Source organism: Myceligenerans xiligouense, assembly GCF_003814695.1.
Lineage (GTDB): Bacteria > Actinomycetota > Actinomycetes > Actinomycetales > Cellulomonadaceae > Myceligenerans > Myceligenerans xiligouense.
Window position 1 is genome coordinate 4,439,621 of record NZ_RKQZ01000001.1, and the last position, 25,661, is coordinate 4,465,281.

Annotated in this window: 19 protein-coding genes and 1 riboswitch; of the genes, 8 read left to right on the forward strand and 11 right to left on the reverse strand. The window is 72.3% G+C overall.

Annotated elements, in window-relative coordinates; all coding sequences use genetic code 11:
- Window positions 1–77: 77 nt before the first annotated feature.
- The 3 genes from EDD34_RS19345 to EDD34_RS19355 form a co-directional block, all read right to left on the reverse strand.
- On the reverse strand, window positions 78–437 hold the full coding sequence (locus tag EDD34_RS19345) for a hypothetical protein (protein WP_123816007.1): 360 nt from the start codon (window positions 435–437) through the stop codon (window positions 78–80).
- A gap of 118 nt (window positions 438–555) precedes the next feature.
- On the reverse strand, window positions 556–4,593 hold the full coding sequence (locus EDD34_RS19350; protein ID WP_246012580.1) for an ExeM/NucH family extracellular endonuclease: 4,038 nt from the start codon (window positions 4,591–4,593) through the stop codon (window positions 556–558).
- 267 nt (window positions 4,594–4,860) lie between these two features.
- On the reverse strand, window positions 4,861–5,229 hold the full coding sequence (locus EDD34_RS19355; protein ID WP_123816009.1) for a sterol carrier family protein: 369 nt from the start codon (window positions 5,227–5,229) through the stop codon (window positions 4,861–4,863).
- A 37-nt stretch (window positions 5,230–5,266) separates the two neighbouring features.
- Between EDD34_RS19355 and EDD34_RS19360 the strand changes: the two genes are divergently transcribed.
- The gene (locus EDD34_RS19360; RefSeq protein ID WP_123816010.1) at window positions 5,267–6,379 is read left to right on the forward strand and encodes an endonuclease/exonuclease/phosphatase family protein; all 1,113 of its coding nucleotides are present in this window, start codon (window positions 5,267–5,269) and stop codon (window positions 6,377–6,379) included.
- On the opposite strand, the gene EDD34_RS19365 is transcribed toward EDD34_RS19360, so the two are convergent.
- The gene (locus EDD34_RS19365; RefSeq protein WP_123816011.1) at window positions 6,343–8,160 is read right to left on the reverse strand and encodes an RNB domain-containing ribonuclease; all 1,818 of its coding nucleotides are present in this window, start codon (window positions 8,158–8,160) and stop codon (window positions 6,343–6,345) included. The genes EDD34_RS19360 and EDD34_RS19365 overlap by 37 nt on opposite strands.
- A 148-nt stretch (window positions 8,161–8,308) precedes the next feature.
- Window positions 8,309–10,630 carry a phosphoribosylformylglycinamidine synthase subunit PurL gene (gene purL / locus EDD34_RS19370; RefSeq protein ID WP_123816012.1) on the reverse strand — a complete coding sequence of 774 codons (2,322 nt, stop codon included), beginning with the start codon at window positions 10,628–10,630 and terminating at the stop codon, window positions 8,309–8,311.
- Between the two features lie 366 nt (window positions 10,631–10,996).
- On the opposite strand from purL, the gene EDD34_RS19375 reads away from it, so the two are divergent.
- Window positions 10,997–11,761 (forward strand): T6SS immunity protein Tdi1 domain-containing protein, encoded by a 765-nt coding sequence (locus EDD34_RS19375; RefSeq protein WP_123816013.1) that lies wholly within the window; start codon window positions 10,997–10,999, stop codon window positions 11,759–11,761.
- On the opposite strand, the gene EDD34_RS19380 is transcribed toward EDD34_RS19375, so the two are convergent.
- Window positions 11,710–12,351 carry a DUF222 domain-containing protein gene (locus EDD34_RS19380; protein ID WP_170177132.1) on the reverse strand — a complete coding sequence of 214 codons (642 nt, stop codon included), beginning with the start codon at window positions 12,349–12,351 and terminating at the stop codon, window positions 11,710–11,712. The two genes, EDD34_RS19375 and EDD34_RS19380, sit on opposite strands and share 52 nt — an antisense overlap.
- Before the next feature lie 93 nt (window positions 12,352–12,444).
- On the opposite strand from EDD34_RS19380, the gene EDD34_RS21305 reads away from it, so the two are divergent.
- The gene (locus EDD34_RS21305) at window positions 12,445–13,194 is read left to right on the forward strand and encodes a DUF2599 domain-containing protein (protein ID WP_246012581.1); all 750 of its coding nucleotides are present in this window, start codon (window positions 12,445–12,447) and stop codon (window positions 13,192–13,194) included.
- Between the two features lie 305 nt (window positions 13,195–13,499).
- The gene (locus EDD34_RS19390) at window positions 13,500–13,838 is read left to right on the forward strand and encodes a hypothetical protein (RefSeq protein WP_123816015.1); all 339 of its coding nucleotides are present in this window, start codon (window positions 13,500–13,502) and stop codon (window positions 13,836–13,838) included.
- Window positions 13,839–13,923: 85 nt separating this feature from the next.
- Here the strand turns inward: EDD34_RS19390 and EDD34_RS19395 are convergent, their stop codons facing one another.
- The 3 genes from EDD34_RS19395 to EDD34_RS19405 all read right to left on the reverse strand — a co-directional run bounded on the left by EDD34_RS19395 (window position 13,924) and on the right by EDD34_RS19405 (window position 17,674).
- Complete coding sequence (locus EDD34_RS19395; RefSeq protein ID WP_246012582.1) at window positions 13,924–14,955, reverse strand: MaoC/PaaZ C-terminal domain-containing protein; 1,032 nt, start codon at window positions 14,953–14,955, stop codon at window positions 13,924–13,926.
- A complete protein-coding gene (locus EDD34_RS19400; protein WP_123816016.1) occupies window positions 14,928–16,271 on the reverse strand; it encodes a 3-oxoacyl-ACP reductase in 1,344 nt (447 codons plus the stop codon). Before EDD34_RS19400 ends, EDD34_RS19395 begins: the two co-directional genes overlap by 28 nt.
- Window positions 16,272–16,336: 65 nt before the next feature.
- Window positions 16,337–17,674, reverse strand: coding sequence for an acetyl-CoA C-acetyltransferase (locus EDD34_RS19405; RefSeq protein ID WP_123816017.1), 1,338 nt, complete (start codon window positions 17,672–17,674; stop codon window positions 16,337–16,339).
- A 137-nt stretch (window positions 17,675–17,811) separates the two neighbouring features.
- Here EDD34_RS19405 and EDD34_RS19410 point away from each other — a divergent pair, with 137 nt between their 5' ends.
- Both EDD34_RS19410 and EDD34_RS19415 read left to right on the forward strand, forming a co-directional pair.
- Window positions 17,812–18,516 (forward strand): TetR/AcrR family transcriptional regulator, encoded by a 705-nt coding sequence (locus EDD34_RS19410; protein ID WP_123816018.1) that lies wholly within the window; start codon window positions 17,812–17,814, stop codon window positions 18,514–18,516.
- A 58-nt stretch (window positions 18,517–18,574) separates the two neighbouring features.
- Complete coding sequence (locus tag EDD34_RS19415; RefSeq protein WP_123816019.1) at window positions 18,575–20,737, forward strand: acyl-CoA dehydrogenase family protein; 2,163 nt, start codon at window positions 18,575–18,577, stop codon at window positions 20,735–20,737.
- 36 nt (window positions 20,738–20,773) lie between these two features.
- Here the strand turns inward: EDD34_RS19415 and EDD34_RS19420 are convergent, their stop codons facing one another.
- Both EDD34_RS19420 and EDD34_RS19425 read right to left on the reverse strand, forming a co-directional pair.
- On the reverse strand, window positions 20,774–21,757 hold the full coding sequence (locus EDD34_RS19420) for a helix-turn-helix domain-containing protein (RefSeq protein ID WP_123816020.1): 984 nt from the start codon (window positions 21,755–21,757) through the stop codon (window positions 20,774–20,776).
- 226 nt (window positions 21,758–21,983) lie between these two features.
- Window positions 21,984–23,453 (reverse strand): aminotransferase class V-fold PLP-dependent enzyme, encoded by a 1,470-nt coding sequence (locus EDD34_RS19425; RefSeq protein ID WP_123816021.1) that lies wholly within the window; start codon window positions 23,451–23,453, stop codon window positions 21,984–21,986.
- 31 nt (window positions 23,454–23,484) lie between these two features.
- Window positions 23,485–23,600: riboswitch (SAM riboswitch) on the reverse strand.
- A gap of 217 nt (window positions 23,601–23,817) precedes the next feature.
- Between EDD34_RS19425 and EDD34_RS19430 the strand changes: the two genes are divergently transcribed.
- Both EDD34_RS19430 and EDD34_RS19435 read left to right on the forward strand, forming a co-directional pair.
- Window positions 23,818–24,297 (forward strand): rhodanese-like domain-containing protein, encoded by a 480-nt coding sequence (locus tag EDD34_RS19430; RefSeq protein ID WP_123816022.1) that lies wholly within the window; start codon window positions 23,818–23,820, stop codon window positions 24,295–24,297.
- A gap of 56 nt (window positions 24,298–24,353) precedes the next feature.
- Window positions 24,354–25,556 carry an O-succinylhomoserine sulfhydrylase gene (locus EDD34_RS19435; protein WP_246012725.1) on the forward strand — a complete coding sequence of 401 codons (1,203 nt, stop codon included), beginning with the start codon at window positions 24,354–24,356 and terminating at the stop codon, window positions 25,554–25,556.
- Window positions 25,557–25,661: the final 105 nt, after the last annotated feature.

Below are 25,661 nucleotides of genomic sequence, written 5' to 3' on the forward strand. Positions count from 1 at the left end.
GCTCGGCCACGGTCGCCCGCTCCTCGCGACAGGTGTGACGTGCGTGACCCGCCATCACCGCCCGGCACCGGACCAGCTCAGCGGCGCGAACGGGAACGTTCGTATCTGCGCACGCTCCGGCGGTCCGCCACGACGGCCAGCAGGCCGGCCGCGAGCGTCGTGAGGGTCGCGGTGAACATGATGGTCACCGCGACGTATACGCCCGGCTTGAGCATCCCCTGCGCCCCCGGGGTGCCGACGAGGTAGAAGCCGAGCACCAGACCGATCACGACGCCGAGGAACGCGCCGACGGTCAGGAACCGGCCGTAGCGCGGCGCACGACGCACGGCGGACGGGTCGACCACGTCGTGCAGGCTGACGTCGCCGGCCGACGGCTCGGCGGCCGGCTCGTCGGGCTCCGGGCCGTTCTGTGATGCGGTCGAGGGTGTGTCACTCACGGTCCCAGCCTAAGAGGTCGCGGGAACGGACGGGCACCGGCCGCCGTGGCGGCGGCGCCCCGGGACGACCGGTGGCCGACCGCGCGGGTGCGCGGCCGGCCGCCGATCGGCGTTCAGGTCACTCGGTGACGAGCTCCCACGGGCTGCCCCACCACCGGAAGCCCGGCGACCAGTGGATGTTGGGACGCTGGGCCTCGTAGCGCTGACCGCGGTACATCACCTGGTCACCCCACCAGTAGAACTTCCACGGCTGCCACTCGGGAGCGGACGGCGCGCCGGCCTCGACCGTGACGGGCATCGCGATGCTCGTGCCGGACGGCTCCACGACGACGTGCAGCAGGTACTCGCCCGCGGCGGTGTGGGCCGGAACGGTCGCGCCGACCGCGGTCCCGCCGTCGGACACCGGGAACGTCCCGAGCGAGGTGCCCTCGGCGACGTCCTCCCCGACGGCGGCCAGCACGGCCTCCGCCTCGGCGTTGCGCGGCGCGCCGAGCGACGTGAGGTCGAGACCCGAGAGCCCCACCTCCACGTCGTCGCCGGCCGTGACGGTGCCCGGCAGGGCGTCGACGACGGCGTGCGTCCGCGCGAACGACGGGGACAGCGGCGACTTCGTCCCGATGTACTCGATCCAGGCTTCCCGGTCCACCAGACCCGAGTCGCGCACGTCGGTGCCCTCCGTGAACACGCGGAAGTTGTCACCGCCGGACATCAGGAACGAGAACGTGGCGACGCGGTACTCCGCCGCCGGGTCGACCGGCACGCCGTCGATGGTGATCGACGAGACGTTGTCGCCCGGGGTGGCGTTGGGGTCGTCGGTGGACGCGGTGTACGAGACGTTGTCCGAGAGCCCGAGTGCCAGGTACGGACGCGACGGGCGGTTGCCGTTCTCGTCCGTCTGCCACTGCTGCTCCAGGAGCGTCTCGACCTGCGCGCCGGTCAGCGTGACCGTGAGCAGGTTGTTGACGAACGGGAGCACGGCGTTGGCCTCGGCGTACGTGACCACGCCGTCCCCCTCGGCACCCGAGGCGGCGTAGAACAGGTCGCTGCGCAGCCCTCCGGGGTTCACGACCCCGAGGTCGGCGCCTCCGCGCTCCTCGCTCCCGAGCGAGTCGCGCAGGGCGTTCGCCACGAGGTTGCCGAGCGCGGACTCCGATGCCCGGTCGTCCCGGTCGCCGCCGGTCCAGACGCCGTCCGTGTACTGCCCGCCGGCGAACGCCGTCGTGATGTCCGCGGTGACCTCGCCGACCGGCTGCGCGCCGATCTCCTCGGCCTCGGCCAGGGCGGCCTGGACGATCGTGTTCACCTCGGCGACGCGCGGGTAGGTGGCGATCAGTTCGTCGTCGGGCGTCTCGGTCCGGGTGACGTTCTCCGCCGTGTAGCCCGTGACCTCGAAGGTCTCGGTGTCCACGCTGAGCGTCACGTGGCCCAGGTTGGCGCCGTAGTCACCGGTCTGGATGATCGGCCGGGTGCCACCGTCGGTACCGGGGACCGGGGCGTCCCACGCGTACTCCTTGTGCGTGTGGCCGGTGAAGATGGCGGCGACGCGCGGGTCCGTGTTCTCCACGAGATCCGCGAACGGGCCGCCCGCGGCGACCTCCTCCTCGAGCGTGGCGCCCTCCGGCGTGCCCATGCTCGCGCCGTCGTGGGTCATCGCCACGACCAGGTCGGCCTCGCCGTTCTCGACGTCGCCGTCGAGCAGCTCGTCCGTCACCCGGTTGATCGCCTCCGTGGGGTTGCCGAACTCGAGCCCTTCGATTCCGGCCGGCGTGACGAGCGTGGGCGTCTCCTCGGTGACGACGCCGACGAACCCGACGTCGATCCCGCCGATCTCCCGCACGGAGTACTCCGGCAGCGCCGGCTCGCCCGTGGTCTCGTCGTAGACGTTCGCGCCCAGGTAGTCCCAGTCCGCCGCGTCGGTGACGCGACCGGTCAGGTCGTCCATCCCCTGGTCGAACTCGTGGTTGCCCACCGCCGAGGCGGTCAGGCCGAGCGCGTTCAGCACGTCGATCGTCGGCTGGTCCTGCTGCAGCGCCGAGGCGAACACCGACGCGCCGATGTTGTCGCCCGCCGAGACGAAGGCGGTGGCGTCCGGGTTCTCCGCGCGGATCTCCTCGACCGTCCCGGCGAACGCGACGGTGTCGCCGTTGATCCGGCCGTGGAAGTCGTTGATGTCCACGAGGTCGATCGTCGTCGTGCCCGGGTCCGTCGTGCCGCCGGTCAGGTCGAGGCCGACCAGGAGCGGGTCGTGGTCGGAGGACCGGAACGGCGTCTCGTCGTAGAGGATCGTCGCGTTGTAGTTGTACCGGCTGTACTCGTTCGCGACCGGCTCGTACGAGTTGATGTTCCAGATGTCGGTACCCGTCACGACCTCCGCCGCACCCGGCGAGGCGAGCACGTGGTCGAGCGATCCGACCTGACCGCCGTAGCTGTACGAGTACTCGCCGGTGGCGGCCCCGAGGTCGACGTAGCCGGCATCGGCCATGACCTGGATCGGGTCCTCCTGCTCGTAGGCGTTGAAGTCGCCCACGAGCAGCACCTTGTCCGTGCCGGCCGCGGCGGCCTGCTCCTCGGCGAACGCCACGAGGGACGTCGCCTGGCGCACGCGGGACTCGTTCGAGTTGCCCTGGCCGTCGCCCTGGTCCTCGTCGCCGGGCCACGGCCCGACCGATCCCTTGGACTTGAAGTGGTTGGAGATCACGAGGACGTCGTCGCTCGCGTCCGCGCTGCCACCGGCCGGCTGGAAGACCTGCGCCAGCGGCTCACGCGCGTTGCCGTAGGCCTCGTCCCCCGTGAGGATCACGGACTCGCCGACCGGCTCGGCCGTGGCGAGGCGGTAGAGGAACCCGTTGCGGATCACGTCCTCGTCGGCGGGCAGCCCGGCCGGCGACTCGACGTAGGCCCAGGTCCCCGCGCCGTCCGCGGCGTTGAGCGCGTCGGTGAGATCCGACAGCGCCTGGTCCCGCGCCTTGCCGAGGAAGTGCAGCGAGTTCTCGATCTCCTCGAGGGAGACGACGTCGGCACCGAGCGCGGAGATCGCGCCCACGATCTTGACCTGCTGGCGCGCGAGGTTCTCGTCGTCCGCCGCGCCGCGCGCGAGGCAGCCGGTGCGCACGGAGATCGGGTTGCCGTCGCGGTCCGTGTAGTACTGGCACCCGTCCAGCTCGTCACCCGTGGTGGTGAAGTAGTTCAGCACGTTGAAGGTGGCGACCTTCAGCGAGCCGCCGACCTCGGCGGGCGCGACCTCGCGGGTGTCCTCGAACGACGCCGGCTGCACGGTGTCCGCCGTGTCCGGGGTGAGCTGTCCCTGGGGCTGGAGGCTCCAGGCGCCGTAGCGGTAGTCGAGCACCACCGGCCTGGTGAACTCGACCGATGCGCCGACCCGCACGGGGTCGCCCCCGGTGAGCCAGGGCAGCGGCTTCGAGGTGTTCGACGCGGAGTTGTAGTTCCACGAGGAGCCGTCGTCCAGCAGCAGCTCACGGGCGGCGTTGTCCGCGATCTGCGCCTCGTACGCGGCCGAGAGCGGGCGGCCCACGGACGTGGGCTGCACCAGCGGGGAGTCCCCGGCAGCCAGGCCGATCGTGCCGTAGTAGTTGGTCTGGTAGTTGTCCGTGACCGTGAAGTCACCCTGCGGCGCGAGCAGCATGCCCTCCAGGGCCTCGCGTTCGGCGCCGGCGCCGGGCCAGCCCGTCTCCAGGGGCTCGACGGCAGCGCCGTCGCCGAGCGTCGTCCAGGAGTCCGGCGTGATCTCGGTCAGGCCGTTGTACTCGGAGACCGCACCCGTGACCTCGACCGAGTCGCCGACGGACAGTTCCGCCGCCGCCGCCGCGGAATACACGAAGATGCCGTCCGACGCGCCCGGTGTCGGGTCGGCCGCCGGATCGCCCCCGGTGCCGGACGTCTGGATGTAGAGGCCGTTGAACCCGCCCGTCGGGTAGGCCGCCGTCACGACGCCGCGTGTCGTGACGGTCTGCCCGGCCAGGGGGGACGTGTCGCCGGTGCCCTGGATCTCCGCGATCGGTGTGACGTCCTCCTCGCCCGCGAGCGCGGGCGCCGAGAACACGGTGGTGGCGGGGAGGGCGAGCGCGGCCGTGAGGCCTGCCGCCAGGGCTCTGCGTCGCTTGAGCGGCCGGTACGGCCGGAGCGTGCTGGGTCTCACACTGACTCCTTCTGCAATAGCGGGCCGGTACCGGCCCGGGGGAATTTCGCCTGGTGGTGCGCGACGTCGATCGGTGTCGCATGGCCCGCCGCGCCGCAGGAACCCGCACTGTCGGCGTCGGCACGGGTCCAAACCAACCACCACGCCGTGAACCGCCGGTTACGACGGGGAGAAGAGCACCTCGCCGACCGGACGAACACCGCCTCGGTCACGCACCGTGAGAGTAGTGGGGGACACCGGCATCCACACGTGAGAGGCGGTTTCGCGTCAGCTCACCCGGAGGCGCAGCGGTACGAGCCCGGAGAGGTCCGAGCGCTCCCCGGACGCGGTGACCCACCCCTGGGCGACGGCATCACCCCAGGTCACGCGCCCTGTTACGAGCCCGAGCCAGGTCTCGGGGTCGGTCTCGACCACGTTCGGTGGCGTGCCGCGCGTATGGCGGGGACCCGCCACCGCCTGGACCACCCCAGCCGGCGGGACGCGCACCTCAACCGCGTGACCGGGAGCGACGTCGGCCAGTTCCTCGAGCGTGAACCGGACCGCCGTCGTGACGTCGCGGCGCTCGGCCGTGCCCTCGGCCCACGCCACGAGTGCGGCACGGCCGATGGCAGGGTCGGTACGGCGGCGGGACGGCATGCGGTCAGCATAGGGAAAGTTGTGGCACCCTTCGCGAATGACCCACCACAGCGACGCGTACGCGCCGCCGCCGGCCTTCCCGGAAGCCGGCCCGCACGGCTACGGCGACCTCGACGAGAGGGACTACGGCGAGGAGCACCCGGACGACGAGACGAACCGCCCGGGTACCTGGCAACGGTTCGTCGCGTGGTTCCTGTGGATCTGCGCGGCACCCGTGCTCGCCGTCCTCGGTTCGCGGGCGATGCCCGACGACGGCATCACGCCCGTCGCGCAACTGGTCCCGTTCTTCCCGTACGCCGTGCTCGCGGCGATCCCGCTGCTCGTGCTCTCCGTGATGGGCAGGCGGTACCTGCTCTCGCTGATCCTGGTCGTCGGCGTGTCAGTGGGCGGCTACGTGGCGGCATCGGCGTTCATCCCCCGCGAGCAGCAGCCCTTCGTCGCGGACCCTTCCGACGCCGGGACGCTGCGGGTGATGACGGTGAACGTGCTGTACGGCTCCGCCGACGCCACATCGATCGTCGAGACCGTGCGTGTCGAGGGCGTCGAGGTCCTCGCGGTCCAGGAACTCACGCCCGAGTTCGAGGAGGCCCTGACCGAAGCCGGACTCGACGAGTTCCTGCCCCATCAGGTGACGGGAAAGGTCGAGGCCGGCAGCGCCGCGGGCAGCGGACTCTACTCGGCCCTGCAGCTCACGGAGCGCGAGGCGGGCGAGTCCTCGACCTTCGCGATGCCGTCCGCCGTGGTGGACGCCGGCGGGCTCGACGTGCGGATCCGCAGCATCCATCCGGTGCCTCCGATGCCGGGGAACACGGACACCTGGAAGCGGGAGCTGCGCGAGCTCCGCCAGGTCGCACGCTCGGACACGACGGCCCAGATCATGCTCGGGGACTTCAACGCGACCCACGACCACGCCTCCTTCCGCGCGGTGCTCGGCAACCGCTTCCGCGACGCCTGGCGCGAGAAGGGTGCCGGCCTCGAACGCACCTGGCCCCAGGGCAAGACCCTTCCCCTGGTGGACAGGCAGATCCCGGCACTCATCGCCGTGGACCACGTGGTCGTGGACAGCTCGATGCGGGTCACCGACGTCCGCTCGCAGATCGTCCCGGGCACCGATCACCGCGCGGTGCTGTCGACGATCGTCGTGCGCTGACCGAACGGCCGGCGCGACGGGGCGGGCTCGCCCGACGTGGCAGAGGCGTTCGACCTGGCTGAGGCATCCGGGGTGGCAGTAGCGTCCGGGGTGGACGAGGCATCCGGGGTGGCCGAGGCATCCGAGCCGACCGCGCCTTCCGACGCCCCCGGCCCACGCGCCGTGCGCGGCACAGGACCGTCCGGTGCCCGCCGAATCGGACCGGCTCCCTCGGGTCCCGCGGCCCCCTCGGGTCCCGCGGCCCCCTCGGGTCCCGCGGCCCCCTCGGGCTCCGCGCCGTCCTCGGCGCCCGTGCCCGCGAGGACGAACTCGACGCGGTGAGCGTCGATGTCGGCCAGCGCGAGCCGCACCCGGACCCGTTCCCCGAGCGGCAGACGGGAACCGACGACGGTGGCACGGACGGCAGGTTCGGACAGGACCACCGTGCCTCGTTCACCGTGCTCGTCGGTGTCCACGACGACGCCGTCGAACTCCTCGCCGACCCGTCCTTCGAGGAGCGTCGCCTCGAGGATCTCCACGACGGCACGCTCGAACTCGGCCGCGCGCCGACCGGCCGCGGCCATTTCCGCCGGAAGCGATCCGAGCGCTGTCAGGACCCAGCCGGGAACCGGCTCACCGGCGGCCAGGGCGAGGCACACCTCGGTGGTGTAGCGGTCCACGAGCCTCCGCAGGGGCGCGGTCACGTGCGCGTAGTCGGCGGCGAGCGCGTGGTGACGGGTGTCGGCGGGAACGGGAACGTCGCCCGAGCCATCCTTCTCCGGATGGCCGAACGCCGTGTAGCCGGCGCCGCGGAAGAGTGTCGTCGCCTCGTTGAGGAACGCCGCGTGCCGCGGCACCCGCGACTCGAGCGCCGGGATCAGGTCCGCGTACGGCATGGCGTCAGGCCAGTCGATGTCCAGCGCCCGCGCCGTCCGGCGCAGCCGCGCGACGTCACGTTCGTCCGCCTCGGGAAGGGTGCGCAGCACGCCGACCCCCGCGTCGCGCATCATCGTCGCCGCGGCCATTCCCGTCAGCAGCGAGATCTGTGCGTTCCAGCCCTCGACGGGCAGGTTGCGCCGGAATCGCAGGACGAACGAACCGTCGTCGGCGCGCTCCACCTCCTGCTCGGGCACACCCAGGGAGACACCGCCACGCTCGCGCTCGAGCTCCTGGCGCAGACGCCCGACGTCGGCCAGGAGCTGCAGCGACTCGCTCGCCGTGCCGTCGTCCAGGGCCGCCTGCGCCTCCGCATAGGTGAGCCGCTCACGATTGCGGACCACCGCGCGGACGACCGTCGCCGACATGATCTCTCCGCGGGAGTCCAGGCCGATGGTCCACAGCGCGGCGGGCCGGTCCTCCTCGGGCAGCAGGCTGGCGGCACCCTGCGAGAGCAGCTTCGGATGCAGCGGCGTGTCCGTGTCCGGGCCGTAGACCGTCAGCCCTCGACGGTGCACCTCCGCGTCGAGCTGGCCGTCCGGTTCGACGAAGACACCCAGGTCCGCGATGGCGTAGCGGACGAGGTAGCCGTCCCCCGACTGCGCCACGTGCACGGCCTGGTCGAGGTCGAGCGAACCGGGAGGGTCGATGGTGACGAGTTCGATGTCACGACGGTCCTGGCGGACGGCACCGTGGCGGCTGCCGTCCGGGTCCGGCGCGATCGTGCGCTCCGCGACGAACCGCGATTCCTCGAGGACATCGGCGGGGAACATCGGCGGGAGCCCGATCTCGGCACGCAGGGTGGCGAGGGCGCCAACGACGCTGTCCGGCGCGGCCGGAGAGAGGCGCATCTGACGGTTCGGCATGCTGCCGAAACTACAGCGTGTGGCGAAACTCGCGACTTGTCGGCGGGCCCCGACCCGGGACACGGGACCTCGGCGTCGCGAAGCCGCCCCGCGACGGCCCTGCCGGACCGGTCCCGGCCACCGCGGGTGGCCGAGACCGCCGGTCCGGTCAGCCGAAGATCTTCGGCAGCGTGCCCTCGTGGGTGTCGCGGGCCTCGTCCAGCGGGATCTCGAACTGCCCCTCGATCTCCACCGAGCCCCCGCCCGTGACACCCAGCCGCAGGGCCGGGACACCGTACTCGTCGGCGAGGTGGATGAGATCGCCCTCGTGGTCCTGGGTGACGGCCACCAGCACACGCGCGGTCGACTCGCTGAACAGCGCGACGAACGGGTCGACCTTGTCGCGCCCGGTCACGCCCTCGAGCGCGATCCTGGCGCCGACGCCGAACCGCAGCGAGGCCTCGAGCACCGCCTGCGCCAGCCCGCCCTCCGACAGGTCATGGGCCGCGACCTCGAGCTCGTCCTTGCGCGCCGCGACGAGCAGCGCGGCGAGCGCCCGCTCGGCCTCGAGGTCCACCTGCGGCGGCAGGCCGCCCAGGTGCCCGTGGACGACGTCGGCCCACGCCGAGCCGTCCAGCTCGTCCCGTGTGGTGCCGAGCAGCATCACCGAGAGCCCTTCGGTGCGCCAGCCCGACGGCAGCGCGGTGCGCACGTCGTCGAGCACGCCGAGCACCCCGACCACCGGGGTGGGGTGGATCGCCGAGTCGATCTGGCCGGGCTCCCCGGTGCCGTTGTACAGCGAGACGTTGCCGCCCGTGACCGGCACACCGAGCGTCTGGCAGGCGTCCGCGAGGCCCTCGATCGCCTCCACGAGCTGCCACATCGAGTCCGGGTGCTCCGGCGAACCGAAGTTCAGGCAGTCGGTGACCGCGAGCGGCTCGGCACCGACGGTGGCGACGTTCCGGTACGCCTCCGCGAGTGCCAGTGCGGCGCCCGTGCGCGGGTCGAGCTTGCCGTAGCGGCCGTTCGCGTCGGTGGCGAGCGCGACGCCGAGACCGGTGGTCTCGTCGACGCGGACCACGCCGCCGTCGTCGGGCTGGGCCAGGGCGGTGTTGCCCTGGACGAACCGGTCGTACTGGTTGGTCACCCAGGCCTTGGAGGCGAGGTTGGGGGATCCGAGGAGGCGCAGCGCGGTCTCGCGCAGTTCCTCGCCGGACTCCGGGCGAGCGAGGCCGGCCGCGACGTTCCCGTGGGCGTTGAGCTGGTCCTGCCACGCCGGACGCGCGTACGGCCGGTCGTAGACGGGACCCTCGTGGGCCACGGTCTTCGGGTCGACGTCGACGATCCGCTGCCCGTGGTGGTCGATGGTGAGCCGGCCGCTGGCGTTGACCTCACCGATGACGGCGGTCTCGACGTCCCACTTGCTCGTGATCGCCAGGAACTCGTCGAGCTTGTCGGGGCGCACGACGGCCATCATGCGCTCCTGCGACTCCGACATGAGGATCTCGCCGGCGTTCAGCGTGGGGTCGCGCAGCAGGACGTCGTCGAGGTCGACATGCATGCCGCCGTCGCCGTTGGAGGCGAGTTCGCTGGTGGCGCAGGAGATGCCCGCGGCGCCGAGGTCCTGGATGCCCTCCACCACCTTCGCGCCGAACAGCTCGAGACAGCACTCGATGAGCACCTTCTCCATGAAGGGGTCACCCACCTGCACGGACGGCCGCTTCGCGGGAACGCCGTCCTCGAAGGTCTCGCTCGCGAGGATCGAGGCGCCGCCGATGCCGTCGCCGCCGGTGCGCGCACCGAAGAGGACCACCTTGTTGCCCTGGCCGGTCGCGTTGGCGAGGTGGATGTCCTCGTGCCGGAGCACGCCGAGGCAGAGCGCGTTGACCAGCGGGTTGCCCTGGTAGGAACTGTCGAAGACGAGCTCGCCGCCGACGTTGGGCAGGCCGAGCGAGTTGCCGTAGCCACCGACACCGCTGACGACGCCGTGCACCACCCGTGCGGTGTCGGGGTGGTTGACGTCGCCGAACCGGAGCTGGTCCATGACGGCGGCGGGCCGGGCGCCCATCGAGATGATGTCGCGCACGATGCCGCCGACGCCGGTCGCGGCGCCCTGGTACGGCTCCACGAACGACGGGTGGTTGTGCGACTCGACCTTGAAGGTCACGGCCCAGCCGTCGCCGATGTCGACGACGCCGGCGTTCTCGCCGATGCCGACGAGCAGGTTCTGCTTCATCTCCTCGGTGACGCGTTCGCCGAACTTGCGCAGGTGAACCTTCGACGACTTGTAGGAGCAGTGCTCGCTCCACATCACCGAGTACATCGCGAGCTCGGCGGCCGTGGGACGGCGGCCGAGGATGTCGCGGATGCGCTGGTACTCGTCCTGCTTCAGACCCAGCTCGCCGAACGGCTGGACCTCGTCGGGCGTGGCCTTCGCGTTCTCGACCGTGTCGAGAACGGGGCGGGCGGCCTGGGACGCGGGCGCGGTCATGTATCCCTCGCGTGCAGTGGGGGAGCGCAGAGCAACGGCTGCGCGGGAACGTTGCGCGGAAGGCGCGCGCACAGTCTATCCGTCGAGCGGCGGGATTGCCCCGATCATGCGGAAGCGATGCAACGCCGCAGGTCAGAGGCAAACTGGCGGAGGTGGGACGACGCCAACCCCAGGGTGGACGACGCCGGTGGCGGAGTCTGTGAGGCACATCATCGACGAACGTCACGCTGTCGCGCGCGCCACACCGGCCGCCAAGCAGGCCCGATACATCAGACATACCCTTTTTGCCCGACCGGCCGAAGCCAAGAAAAACCCGCCCTGGCCAGGGGGTTTCGCACTCATACCATAAAGTGGTTTGATGCGCACATGCAGATGCTTCGCACTTTTGCCAAGGATGCCTTCCGGTTCGGGCTGGCTTCGTGGCGATGGCTGGGCATCAGCGGCAAGACGCCTCGCTTCACCACCTGCTTCGGCGACGTCTTCCTCGAGTCGCTCGAAGGCTGGTGGTTCCTCGACACGATGGAGGGGACGCTCGAGCTCCGCTGGACCACGGCCGTCGACATGTACGCCGAGCTCGAGGCGGCCGAGGGCCGCGCGACCTACCTCATGGACGACCTCGTCCGGGATGCCGAGCAGCGAGGCCTGCGGCTGGGGCGCAAGGACGTCTTCACGTTCAACCCCCATCCCGCTCTCGGTGGCGAGATGACTGCCGACCACCTCACGACGATGCGTTTCAGCCTCGCGCTCAACTGGGCCGGGACGATGCACGAGCAGCTCCGGCAGGAGCCCGTGAACTCCGCGCCGCAGCCCCAGGTGCCGTCGGCCACGCACTGGGTCGTCGACGCACCCCCGGTCCGCGTCGACACGGCGCATCCGGCCTACGCCGAACCGCACCCGCCGACGGGGTCGTTCGCGATCACCGGGGCGTACGGCTACCGCGCCCTGACCGAGACGGGGGCCCACCACCTGCCCGACACCGGAACGTTCCCGCACTACGCCCCGCACGACGCGCACGACGCCCCGCCCCTGACCGGGCAGCACCTGGCGGCCACCCCGGCGCCGCGCGAGGACCCCCGGCCCTACGTGCAGGCCGGCGAGCCCCCGGCCTGGGACGACATCTGGCGCCGCTGACGCTCGGCACGCTCCGCACGACGGCGTCCCGGCGCCCGCAGCCGACGCTCCCGCTCGATCCGCGCGATCTGGCTCAGCTCGGCCACCGTGGCCTTCCGCGCGTGTCGCAGCAGCCGCGTCTCCAGCGCGGCACGCCCGCCGCGATGCAGGCCGCAGGTGTACCCGAGGATGGTCTGGGCATGCCCGTAGGAGATCGTGCCGCCGCGCAGCGCCGCGAGCGTGCGCGGGTGCTGGTGCACCAGAGCGCGCGACTCCTCGACGAGTCCCGCCGCCGCCTCCGGCGACACGCGCAGGACGTCCGCCAGCCGGTCCGCGACGATCCCCGCGGCGATGCCCTCGGCCTCCCGCGCGACAGCTTCGTCGCCGCCGACCGCCTCCGGCACGATCTCCTCGACGTGCGCGCCCGCCCACGCACCGAGGTCGCTCATCAGCACCGCGCGCGACGCGGCGAGTGACGCCAGCAGCGCGTCCACCGCCGCGACCGCGTCGATCGCCTCCGCGAGCGACCGGAACCCTTCGCGCTCCGCCTCCACGGTGACCGCACCGTTCGTCACGACGACCGAACCGCCTGTGGTTGTGCTACCGCCCATTGCTCGCCCTCCCGGCCCGACTTCGAACATGTGTTCTAACCGTAGCGGCGACCGAGCCACTCCGCCACCGCAACCCTCCGGGAGAATGGTGGCGTGCGAGCCTCACACGTCATCGTCGCCGCGGCCGCCGCCCTCGTGCTGGCCGCGCTCGTCGCGTCGCGCGCGGAACTCGGCGAGGGCGGCGGCGATCCGGCACCCACCGCGACCTCCGCCGGCTCGCAGGCCTCGCCGGGCCGCACCGGCCTCGCCACGACGCCGGACCCCACCCCCCTGGAGCGCCGGACCGTCACCGTCGCGGGCGTCGACCTGGAGATCACGGCCGCCGAGGTCACGGTCGGCGACCCGGGACAGGAGGGCACGCGCCGCGTCACGACGTCGGGAGCGCCCACGTACACCACCGCGACCGCCGGCGCGAAGGTCGTCGAGCACGCCGACGAGAGCGTCACGGTGCTCCACGACGGCACCCCGGTCGCCGCCCTCACACGCGCGGCGCCCCGGACGACGGGGGAGTCGGCCGATACGCCGTCGGGCACCACCGCTCTCACGCTCGGCGACGACGCGCTCGGCTCGGCCACCTGGGCCCTGCGGGAAGGGGAGGGCGGCCGGTCGCTCGCCGTCGTCCCCGAGCCCTGGGTACGGGGTGGCGGAGAGGCGACGCTCGACCTGCTCGGCGCCCAGCTCGCCGCCGCGGAACCCGAGACCGGCAGCGACACGATGCGCGACCAGCTCGCCTGCCACCATCTGGGCGCGCCCGACAAGGCGTCGTGGAACCTGGAACCGTGGCGCCCCGACGTCGGCATGTTCGGGACGATCGCCGCACGCTGCAACCCGGCGGACTCGTGACCAGGGCGGGCGGATACCCGTCACCGAACGGACTCACCCCGCGACACGCGGCCGTGACGCGATCGTGATTTAGCACACCTCAATTCGGCGTGCGAGTCGAGCTGTGATCAGGTTTCCTGAAGGAGGTGCGGACGTCGGCAGAGGACGCCGCGTACCGAGAGGACATCGACAGCAACCCCCAGCTGGTCCTTGTGCGGCCCACAGGGTCGTGGCAAGCACTACCCCCGCGTCCCCAGACCACGTGGGAGCCCCGTGCAGGGGTCACAAACACCAGCACGGCAGAACCTGGACCCGGGAGGCTCCCCATGACTCGTGTACTCGCCCTGGGAACCATCGTCGCGATCGGCTGTGGTGCGCTCCTCGGCCTCACCCTCGCATACGGCCAGTGGATGCTCGCCATCGGCGCGCTGATCCTCGGCGTCGGGGGTGCGACCGTCGTCGCGCTCACCGTGCCCGAGCCCACACCCGCGGCCGCACCCGTCACCCTCGGCGGCCCCGTCGTCCGCCCGACGATCGAACTCGACGACGAGTTCGGCGAGCCCGACGCCGTCCCGGCGTCCGGTGACACCCCCGGGACGGTCCCGACGCCCGCCCCGGCACTTCTCCCCCTCGATCACGACCGGACGATCCCGAACGCGGCCTGACGGCAGACGGCGGGTCACCGGCGACCCGGCCGCCACGAGAGGCCGACGCGCGGCTCCCCATGGCGGCCCGACGCCGCGCCGCGCCTCAGAGAGGCGTGACCGTGCCCGTGAAGTGGCGGGTGGTCCGACCGGTGCGCCAGCCGTCGTAGACGAAGCCGCCGGCCGGGCCCGCGGCGACGTCGGCACCGGAGTCCGCGGCATAGCGGATCGCCAGGTCGACCGAGCCCGGCAGCAGCACGGGCTTGAAGAACTCCGTGGTCCACTCGTAGGCGTCACCACGCCGGGCCGGGCCGACCTCGGCCAGCGCTCGCGCCGCCGTGTACATCCCGTGCGCGATGGCACGCGGGAACCCGAACGCCTTGGCACCGAGCGCGGACATGTGGATCGGGTTCCGATCGCCCGACACCGCCCCGTACTCGGGGCCGATGCCCTTGCCGAGGCGCCAGCGCGCCGTCGGCAGCGGAGGTGACCAGGGAGCACGGCCGGCGTCGGGCGCCGACTGCCCCGCGGCTCCGGTGTCCGGGTCCGGCGCTTCCTGGCCCGCCCCCTCCCGGCCCGGCACACCGCCCGCGTCGCCGGACACGCTGAACCCCTTCGCGAGGTACGTCGAGACCCCGCGGTACGCGAGCACGCCGTCCACGAGCACCTCCGCGACGAGGTCCACCTGCACGCCGCGCCGGTGTGCGCGGGCGTTCTCGGCCCATGCCAGGATCTCCGGCCGGTCGCCGATCCGCACCGGCCGCAGCACGCGGGCCGCCTGGCGCAGGTGCACCATGCCGAGCAGTCCCAGCGGAAAGTCCTGACGCACCATGACCGCCGTCGCCAGCGGAAACGCGAGGACGTGCAGGAATCCGGCCGACAGGACGCCGGACGCCGGCTCCCCCACCACCTCCTGGTACTCGGCCAGGCGAGCGGCGGAGCCGGAGGTGTCGACGCCCGGCACGCGGTACGCGACCTGCGGCAGCAGGACGCCGGCACGGGGACGCTTCGCCACCGAGCCCGCCGCGCCCTTCGCGTACAGCCCGCCGAGCGACGGCACCTCGGCGAACTCGGTGACGGTGAAGGACGAGGGAGCTCCGGCCCGCGCGGTCACTTGCCCACCAGGTGCTGGCCGCACACGCGCAGTGTCTGTCCGTTGACGCCCACCGCCGGGTCCGATGCGAGGAAGCAGATCGCCTCGGCGATGTCCACCGGCTCTCCGCCCTGCGCCAGCGACGGCATCATCCGCGCCACGGAACGGGTGGCGAACGGGATCCGCGCGGTCATCTCCGTCTCGATGAAGCCCGGCGCGACGGCGTTCGCCGTACCGCCCGCGGCGGCCACGAGGGGCGCCGTGGCCGCCGTGTGGCCGATGACGCCGGCCTTCGAGTAGCCGTAGTTGGTCTGGCCCTTGTTGCCGGCGATGCCGGAGGTCGACGCGAGGGAGACGATCCGCAGGCTCTCGACGCCCTCCTCCAGCAACCGCGCGTTGATGCGCAGCTGCGAGGCGAGGTTGACGGCGATGACGGAGTCCCAGCGGTCGGCCTTCATGTTGGCGAGCAGCTTGTCGCGGGTGATGCCGGCGTTGTGGACCAGGATGTCGAGCCCACCGAGCGGCCTCGCGGCGGCCAGGATCTTGTCGGCGGCGTCCGCGGCGGTGACGTCGAGCTGGAGCGCGACACCGTTCACGGAGTTGGCGACGGCGGACAGCGCCTCACCCGCCGGTGGTACGTCGACGACGACCACCCTCGCACCGTCGCGCGCCATCGTCCTCGCGATGGCCGCGCCGATCCCGCGCGCGGCACCGGTCACCACCGCGACCTTGCCCGCCAGGGGCTGGTCCCAGTCGACGTCCCCGGCCGTACCGGACGGGCCGACGGGGAGGATCTGTCCGTCGACGTACGCCGACTTCGCGGAGAGGAAGAAACGCAGGGTGGCCACCGCGGAGACGGAGTCGACGGCGGCGCCACCGGTCAGCTGCACGCCGTTCGCCGTGGATCCGCCGCGCAGCTCCTTTCCGAGCGAACGCACGAGGCCCTCCACGCCCGCGCGCGCCGCGGCGAGGACCGGGGCGTCCCCGGGCTCCGGGGCACGGGACACGGTGACGACGCGGCCGTTGCCGGCGAGCCGGCGCAGGGTCCCGCCGACGGTGAGGACCGCTCCGGAGACGTCCTCGGGGTGCTCGGCGCCCGAGAGCACCAGGACGACGGCACCGAACTTCTCCCCCTCGGCCAGGTCCGCCGCGCGGCGCACGTCGAGGTCCCAGCCGGTGAGGACCTCGGCGACGGCATCGGCGTCCGGCGCGGAGGCGTCGTCGGACACCACGAGGACCGGGCCGACGGTGAGGGGGCTGCCGGGCCGGTACCGGCGCAGGATCGCGGGCTGGGGGAGTCCGAGCTTCTTGACGAGCGGCTTGAGGCCGCCGTTGGCAAATCGGGTATAGCTGTCGGTCACGGTGCCCTCTTGGATCGTGGTGGACGAGAAGTGCTGGACGAGGTCAGGGTCGCGGAGCGACCTGGTCAGGCGGACTCGACAAGTGCCGTGACGCCCAACCCGCCCGCCGCGCAGACCGAGATCAGGGCTCGTGCCGGAGTGCCGGTCTCGGCAGCCCTGGCGTGCACGAGCTTCGCGGCCGTGGCGAGGATCCGGCCGCCGGTCGCGGCGAACGGGTGGCCGGCGGCGAGCGAGGAGCCGTTCACGTTCAGCTTGCTGCGGTCGACCTTGCCGAATGCGCCCGACAGGCCCAGCTCGTCGCGGCAGTAGTCCGCGTCCTCCCAGGCCGCGAGCGTGGTGAGGACGGTGGCGGCGAACGCCTCGTGGATCTCGAAGAAGTCGATGTCCTCGAGCGTGAGGCCGTTGCGGGTCAACAGGCGGGGGACGGCGGCGACCGGGGCCATGAGCAGCCCCTCGTGGCCGTGCACGAAGTCCACGCCGGCGGTCTCGGCATCGACGAACGTCGCCAGGACGGGCAGGTTCCGCTCCTCGGCCCAGTCCCGCGAGCCGAACAGCACCGCGGAGGCGCCGTCGGTCAGCGGGGTGGAGTTGCCCGCGGTCATCGTGGCCGGCTGCGGCGCGCCGTCCTCACCCGTGAGGCTCTTGCCGAAGACCGGCTTGAGCTTCGCCAGCTTCTCGGCCGAGGTGTCCCCGCGCACGTTGTCGTCGCGGGACAGGCCGCGGAACGGCGTCACGAGGTCGTCGAAGAAGCCCTCTTCCCAGGCGCGGTACAGGTTCTGGTGCGACTTCAGCGCGATCTCGTCCTGCGCCTCGCGGGTGATTCCCCACTTCGCGGTGGTGATGGCCTGGTGCTCGCCCATCGACAGACCGGTGCGCGGCTCACCCGTGTCGGGCGTCTCGGGCGCGAGCCACTTCGGGTGGCTCAGCACGGGGAGCAGAGCCTTGACGCGGTCGCCGGTGCTGCGCGCGTGGTTCGCCTGCAGCAGAGCACGGCGCAGCCTGTCGCCGACGGCGATCGGGGCGTCGGAGATCGTGTCGGTCCCGCCTGCGACGGCGGACTCGATCTGGCCCAGCTTGATCTTGTTGGTGACCGCGATCGCCGCCTCCAGGCCGGTCCCGCAGGCCTGCTGCAGGTCGTACGCGGGTGTCACCGGCGCGAGGGACGAGCCGAGCACGCTCTCACGGATCAGGTTGAAGTCGCGGCTGTTCTTCAGCACGGCGCCGCCGACCACCTCGCCGAGGCGCTCTCCCTGCAGGCCGAAGCGTGCCACGAGGCCCTCCAGGGCGGCCGTGAACATGTCCTGGTTGCTGGTGCGGACGTACTTCTTCCCGGCACGGGAGAACGGGATGCGGTTGCCGCCGATGATGACGGCCTCTCGGGTGGTGGGGATGGAAGAGGCCATTTCGTCAGGTCCTTCACGTCGTTTGGGAAGTACTTGGGCGGATGCGAACTCGGACGGTGTCCGGGACTCACAGTACCTGATACTGTCAGTCTCGTGAGGCGGAGCACAAGCGCTACGGCCCGTGAAGGAGAAAATCGATGAGCGTCGGCGTGGACGGACGATCGACTCGCTGGGCGGACCACCGCACCGCGCGCCGAGCAGAACTCGTGCGCGCGGCCCGGAAGGCCGTGCACCGCCTCGGTCCCACGGTATCCATGGACGAGATCGCCGCGGCGGCGGGGACGTCGAAGTCGATCGTGTACCGCTATTTCGACGACAAGGCCGGGCTGCGTCTCGCGGTGGCCGAGGCCGTCGTGGCGCAGATGCACGACACCCTCCAGGAGGCCGCGCACGGCGCCGCCACCCCGGAAGGGGCGCTGCGCGCCATGGTCCGGGTCTACCTGGAGATGATCGAACACTCGCCGAACGTCTACTGGTTCGTGACCAGAACATCGATCGGCGGCAACGACCCGATCTCCCCCGCCGACCCACCGGGCGGGCGCGACGCGCAGTCGCCCGTCGGCTCCTCGGACGCCCCGCTGGGCGCCTACCTGGACTCGGTGATCGAACTCGTCGCCGAACCGTTCGCGCAGGCGGCCAATGTCACTCCGGAGGACGCCGCCGCGTGGGCGGCCGGAGCCGTCGGCTTCGTGCGCGGCTCCGGCGAATGGTGGCTCGGCCACCGCGGCACCGGGCAGTCCGTCACCCGCGAGCAGCTCACCGAACGCGTGAGCCTCTGGCTCTGGAACGGTCCCGTCGGCGTCCTGCATTCCGCGGAGTCCGCCGCGGCGACCACCGCCTGACCTTCCCGTACCTGCCTCAACCTCGCGGCTACCAGCCGCCGACCCCCGAGGAGAACCGATGACCACCACCTCCGAACCTCCTGTGACGACGTCGTCCGCCGCCGCCGCGACCGTCTCCGCCGCGGTGTCCGCCCGCCCCGGGTCCGCGCCGTCAGCGCCCCATGCGCCGGCGTCGGGCACGGCCGGTCCGCGCGTGGATGTCGCCGAGCTGGAGCACCTCCTGCTCGGCCGTTGGAAGGACGTACGCTCCCACGCCCGGCGCCTGGTCGCCGAGCACGACGAGATCTGGAAGATCGACGGCATCTCGATGCAGGAGCACCGCGAGCGCACTCTCGAGGCCATGAAGGTCATGGCGCGGGACGAGCAGGGCCAGGTGTGGCGCGCCTTCCCCGAACGCCTCGGCGGCAACGACGACGCCGGCGGCAACCTGGTGGGCTGCGAGGAGCTCTTCGTCGCGGATCCCTCGCTGCAGATCAAGTCGGGTGTGCAGTGGGGCCTGTTCGCCGCCGCGATCCTGCACCTCGGTACCGAGGAGCAGCAGGACCGCCTGCTGCCGGGCGCGATGGACCTGTCGGTACCCGGCGCGTTCGCGATGACGGAGACCGGCCACGGCTCGGACGTCGCGTCGGTCGGCACGACGGCGACGTACGACCCGGCGACCGAGGAGTTCGTCATCAACACCCCGTTCCGGGGGGCGTGGAAGCAGTACCTCGGCAACGCGGCGCGGCACGGCGTGGCCGCGACCGTGTTCGCCCAGCTGATCACGAACGGCGTGAACCACGGCGTGCACTGCTTCTACGTGCCGATCCGGAACCCGGAGACCCTCGAGTTCCTGCCGGGCGTCGGCGGCGAGGACGACGGCCACAAGGGTGGCCTGAACGGCATCGACAACGGCAAGCTGCACTTCACCGACGTGCGGATCCCGCGCCAGGACCTCCTGGCCCGCTACGGCCAGGTAGCGGCGGACGGCACCTACACGTCGTCCATCGAGAGCCCGGGGCGCCGCTTCTTCACGATGCTCGGTGCGCTGGTGCAGGGTCGGGTGACCCTGGACGGATCGGCCTCGGTGGCGGCGAAGGCCGGCCTGGCGATCGCCACGAAGTACGCCGACGAGCGCCGGCAGTTCGCGGCGGGCGAGGGCCAGGACGAGATCACGCTGCTCGACTACGCGATGCATCGCAAGCGGCTCCTCCCGCGCATCGCGGAGACCTACGCGATCTCCTTCGCGCACGAGGAGCTGCTCGAGCTCTTCCACGGCGTGTTCTCCGGCGCGACGGACACGCCGGAGACCCGCGAGGACCTGGAGACGACGGCGGCCGCGCTCAAGGCGACGTCCACCTGGTTCGCCATGGACACGTTGCAGACCTGCCGCCAGGCGTGCGGCGGCGCCGGGTTCCTGTCGGAGAACCGTTTCACGTCCATGCGCTCGGACCTCGACGTCTACACCACGTTCGAGGGTGACAACCACGTCCTCCTGCAGCTCGCCGCGAAGCGGCTCGTGGGCGACCACGGCAGGAAGCTGGCCAGGGCCGCCAAGTCCCCCGCCGGCATGGCGGGCATCGTGGCCGGGCAGGTGAAGGACACGCTGCTGCACAAGGCGTCGCTGCGGAAGCTCGGTCAGAACGTGGCCGACGCCGGCGGCGCGCGTGCGGCGAGCAACCTGCTCGACGGCGGGACCCAGCGGGCGCTCCTGGAGGGACGGGTGGACGGCCTCGTGCACTCGGTCGCGATGGGCATGCGCCCCGCGGTGAGCACGAAGGACGCGGCCAAGGCACAGGAGATCTTCGACGAGAACCAGGTGGAGCTGATCACCTCGGCGACGGCATGGGCCGAGCTCGTCCGGTGGGACGCCTTCACCCGGGCGCTCGACGCGATCAAGGACCCGGGCACCCGCGCGATCATGACGACCGTCCGGGACATCTACGGCCTGACCGTGATCGAGCGGAACCTCGACTGGTATCTCGCCAACGGGCGCCTGTCGGCGTCGCGGGCCAGGGCCGTGACGACGACGATCCACCACCTGCTCAAGAAGATCCGCCCGCACGCGGTGGACCTCGTCGACGCGTTCGGCTACGGCGAGCGGCACCTTCGTGCGCCGATCGCCGATGGTTCCGAGCGGGTCCGTCAGGACGAGGCGAGGGCCTACTACCGCGAGCTGGCGGCGAGCGGACGGGCCCCGAAGTCGGAGAAGTCTCTGCGCGGGACCGCCACGCGGTCCTGACGCGCTACGCGGCCCGCGAGGGATGGCGCCCGGCGTTCAGAGCCATCCCTTGCGGGCCGCGTGCCAGCCCAGCTGGATGCGCGTGGCGACGCCCGCCGTGTCCATCATCGACTTGACCCGGCGCTGGACGGTACGCAGGCCCAGTTCCAGGTGCTTGGCCACGGCCTGGTCGGTCAGGCCCGAGAGCATCAGCCCCAGGATCTTCAGGTCCAGGTCGTCGAGCTCGCCGTGGACGCCGTCGGGCTGCACCCGCAGCGGCACCGCGTCGCGCCAGAACGCCTCGAAGAGCGCGATGATCCCGTCGAGCAGCCCGCTCTCGTGGATGATCAGCGCGGAGACGGTGTCGACCTCGTCGTCGGGCCGCAGCTGGCTCTGCACGGGCACGATGGCGAGCCGCCGGTCGATGACGAACGCCTTGATCGGGACGTCGTCGGCGATGCGGACCTCCTCGCCCGCGCGGACCGCCTCGACCGCGGCCTCGACCGTCACCAGGCCCTCGTCGAGCATCGACCGGTCCATGACGGCCCGGTAGCGCACGCCGCGCTCGACCGCGTCGTCCTCGGCCGTGTTCTCCTCCGTGCCCATCACGAGGACGGGTGGGCGGAGGAAGGTCTCGACGGTCTCGTGCGCGCCCGCCTGGAGCTGCAGGATGCGCTGGAGGACGGCGTCGGAGCCACGGACGAGGTCGACGATGTCGCTCGCCGGCCGCAGGTCCGCGGCGCGGCGGTACTCCTCCTCGAGATCGAGCATCTCGAGCTGTGCGGACCGCAGTTCCTCGGTGCGGCGCGAGAGGATCGCGCCGAGCGCGATCTCGGGCGGCGCGGCCTGGAAGCGCAAGTCGTCGGTACCCTGCCGGGCCGCGAGCCCGTGCTCCTCGAGGACCTGCAGCACCGCGTAGGCCTCGCCGGGGTCACCGCCCATCCGCCGGGCCAGCTCGCTCGCGTCGAGCGAGGGCGAGCGGACCAGCTCGCGGTAGGCGAGCGCCTGCGCCTGCGACAGGCCGAGCACGTTGCCGAACATCCCAACCCTCCAGCAGAAATCGATGCACCGAGGATGCGGCGAGGATACGCCATGGCGGGTTACCGCCACGCGGTATGGCGTGGTGAGGCGCCGGTCACGCCCATCCGCCGGTCGTGCCCGCTGCCGCTCACCGCCCCGTGCCCACCCGGCCGGGTCACGGACGAAGCCCCGCACCCCGACGTCGGGGTGCGGGGCTTCGTCCGTGCCGGGGCCGACGTCGCGGAGGTCAGGCCTCGTCGGGCAGGCAGACCGCGACGTCGGCCAGGTAGCCGGCCGCGGCCGTCGCCAGGAGGCCGGCCAGCCCGGAGCCCTCCGGCACCGGCCGCGGGTCGTCGACCACCACCCAGAGCCCGTCGACGACGTCGTACCGTGCCTGCGGCCCGTCGGCGACCAGCGCGCGCACGGCGGCGAGGAGCCGCTCCACCTCCTCGCCGGCGGTCCCGACACCGACCGAGGCACGCACCGCTCCCGCGTCGAACCCGAGACGGCCGAGCAGCGGGTGCGCGCAGAACCGCCCGTCGCGCACGCCGATGCCGTGCTCGGCCGACAGGTATGCGGCGACGAGGCCCGGGTCGTAGCCCGTGACGGTGAACGTCACCACGCCCACGGGGTCGGCGGCGTCGTCCCACACCTTGACCACGGACACGCGGTCGATCGCCTCGAGGCCACCCACGAGGCGGCGGCGCAGCTCGCCCTCGTGCGCGCGGACCTCGGCCGGGTCGAGCGCGGCGAGCGCCTCGCACGCGGCGGCGAGGGCGACGGCGCCGATCACGTTCGGGGAGCCGGCCTCGTGGCGGGCGGGGCCGTCGTGCCAGTCGGTCGTGCCGGTACGCACGCGGCGAACGGCACCGCCGCCGGCGAGGTAGGGGGTGCCGGCGTCGAGCCAGTCGCGGCGGCCGACCAGTGCACCGGCACCGTAGGGCGCGTAGGTCTTGTGCCCGGAGAAGGCGAGGTAGTCGACGCCGCTGTCGGCGAGCGAGAACCGGCGGTGCGGGACGAGCTGGGCACCGTCGAGGACGACGCGGGCGCCGTGCGCGTGAGCGGCACCGGCCAGTTCCGCGAGGGGGAGGGACTCGCCGGTGACGTTGGACGCACCGGTCACGGCCAGCAGGGCGTACGGCCGGCCGGCCGACGCTCCGCCGGCCAGCTCGTCGCGCACCTGCGCGAGCGTGTCGGCCACGGTCGCGCCTCCGGTGAGGACGGTGGCGTCGGTGAGTCGCTGCCACGGCAGGAGGTTGGCGTGGTGTTCGACGTCGAGCACGAGGACGCGGCCCGGCGCTCCGCTGACCGGGTCGGCGGGGACGCATCCGGCCAGCAGGTTGAGCGAGTCGGTGGTGTTGCGCGTGATGAGGGTGAGGTCGTCCGCGCGGGCGCCGACGAAGTCCCCGATCGCGCGCCGGGACGCCTCGTACAGGGCGGTGGAGACCTGGGACAGGTACCCCGCGCCCCGGTGGACGCTCGCGTACAGGGGCAGGGTCTCGGCGACGCGCTGCGCGACGGACTCGAGCGCGGGTGCGGAGGCCGCGACGTCGAGGTTGGAGTACGTCACCTGCCGTCCGTCGACGAGCGGGACGAGCGTGTCGTGCCCCACGACCGGCAGGAGCGGCGCGATCGGGCCGACCGTGCCTGGCTCGGCGGTCAGCTCGCCGGCCGAGCCGTCGCCGGGCGTGGTCGTGGTGTCGGTGGCTGCCGTCATGGCGCCCTCCAGCGAGTCCTGGGGGGAGTGTTCCCCGCGCTTGCCACGAGCGGTCTCGAACGCGGCCAGGTCGTCACCCGGGGCACCCCACCGCGGAAGGAGGGTTGCCGGCCAGCAAGCCGGGGCTTGTCGCTGGCGCTCATGACCTGGCGTCATCCTGCGATCCTCGAACGGCCGCGTCAACGCGCGTCCATATTCTGGTCTCACTGTGTGATCGGCTCGTCCGGGTGACGTACGATCGCGTCGACCATCCCGAGCGGGCGAGTGACGTGGCACGTCGACCCCGCAGCAACCCGCGGGACTCGCGCACGGACGCGGTGTTCCGGACCAGGGTGCTCACGCCACGACCGATGGGAGGAGTGCCATGAGCAACCCCGAACCCGACGCCCCCGTGAGCCGCGGCTCGCGCCTGGAGCCGCGCCCCGCCGCCGGATACGCCGGAGACATCACCCCGCAGGAGGCCTGGGACCTGCTGGGCGACGTCCCGGACGCCACCCTGGTCGACGTCCGCACCGACGGCGAGTGGCGCACCATCGGTGTGCCCGACGTGAGCTCGCTCGAGAAGCGGGTCGTGTTCGCCGAGTGGGTGCACGCCGACGGCCGGCCCAACCCGGCGTTCCTGGAGGAGCTGAAGGCCGGCCTCGGCGCCACCGGCGGCCCCGTCGTGTTCCTCTGCCGGTCCGGCCAGCGGTCGATCGGCGCCGCGCGGCTGGCCACCAGCGCCGGCATCGCGCCGTCGTACAACGTGGTCGAGGGCTTCGAGGGCCCGGCCGGTCCCGACGGCGTCCGCAACCACAGCGGCTGGAAGGTGCGGGAGCTGCCGTGGACGGAGGCGGGCGCGTGACGACGACCGGCGCCTTCCCGCCCGACGCCGTCCCCGGCGGGTCCGGACGCAAGCCGCTGCCGGCCGGTGTCCGCCCGCGGACCCTCGCCGTACGCGGCGGGCACGCCCGCACGGAGTTCCAGGAGACCGGCGAGGCCGTCTTCCTCACGCAGGGGTACGTGTACGACTCGGCCGCCGAGGCCGAAGCGGCGTTCTCCGGCGATCTGGACCGGTTCGTCTACTCCCGCTACGGCAACCCGACCGTGCACACGTTCGAGGAGCGCCTGCGCGTCCTGGAGGGCGCGGAGGCCTGCTACGCGACGGCCACGGGCATGTCGGCGGTGTTCACCACGCTGGCGGCACTGGTGCGGTCCGGGTCCCGGATCGTCACGGCCCGCGCCCTGTTCGGGTCGAGCGTGGTGATCTTCGACGAGATCCTCGCCAAGTGGGGGGTGCGCACCGACTACGTGGACGGGCATGTGCTCTCCCAGTGGGAGGAGGCGCTGGCCGAACCCGCCGACGTCGTGTTCTTCGAGACGCCGTCGAACCCGATGCAGGACCTCGTCGACGTGCGTGCCGTGGTCGAGCTGGCGCATCGCGCGGGGGCCACCGTCGTGCTCGACAACGTGTTCGCGACGCCGCTGCTGCAGCGGCCGCTGGAGCTCGGGGCCGACGTCGTCGTCTACTCCGCGACCAAGCACATCGACGGGCAGGGGCGCGTGCTCGGCGGCGCGATCCTGGGGAGCACGGAGTTCGTCACCGGACCGGTGCAGACCCTGATCCGCAACACCGGGCCCTCGCTGTCGCCGTTCAACGCGTGGGCGCTGCTCAAGGGCCTGGAGACGCTCCCGGTGCGGGTCGCGGCGCAGACGGACGCGGCGCTGGAGCTGGCACGGACGCTCGAGGGTTTCGACGGCGTGACCGGGGTGCGGTACCCGTTCCTCGACTCGCACCCGCAGGCGGAGCTGGCGCGGGCGCAGATGTCGGGCGGCGGGACCGTGGTGACGTTCGACCTGGACATCCCGCCGGGAACGGACGCCGACGACGCCAGGAAGCGCACGTTCGCGTTCCTCGACGCGCTGCGCATCATCGACATCTCGAACAATCTCGGCGACGCGAAGTCGCTGGTGACGCACCCCGCGACGACGACCCACCGCAAGCTGGGCGCCGAGGGCCGCGCCCGGGTGGGCATCAGCGAGACCACGGTGCGGCTGTCCGTGGGGCTCGAGGATGTCCAGGACATCGTCGAGGACGTGGAGCAGGCGCTGGCCGCGTCGTAGGCGCCGGCTCTCGGCCGGTGTCCTGACCTCGGTCGGGACACCGGTCTTTTGTGATCTATCCCACAGTTCGGTACAGCCTGAAGCTTTCGTTGTTCCCCGAGGTCG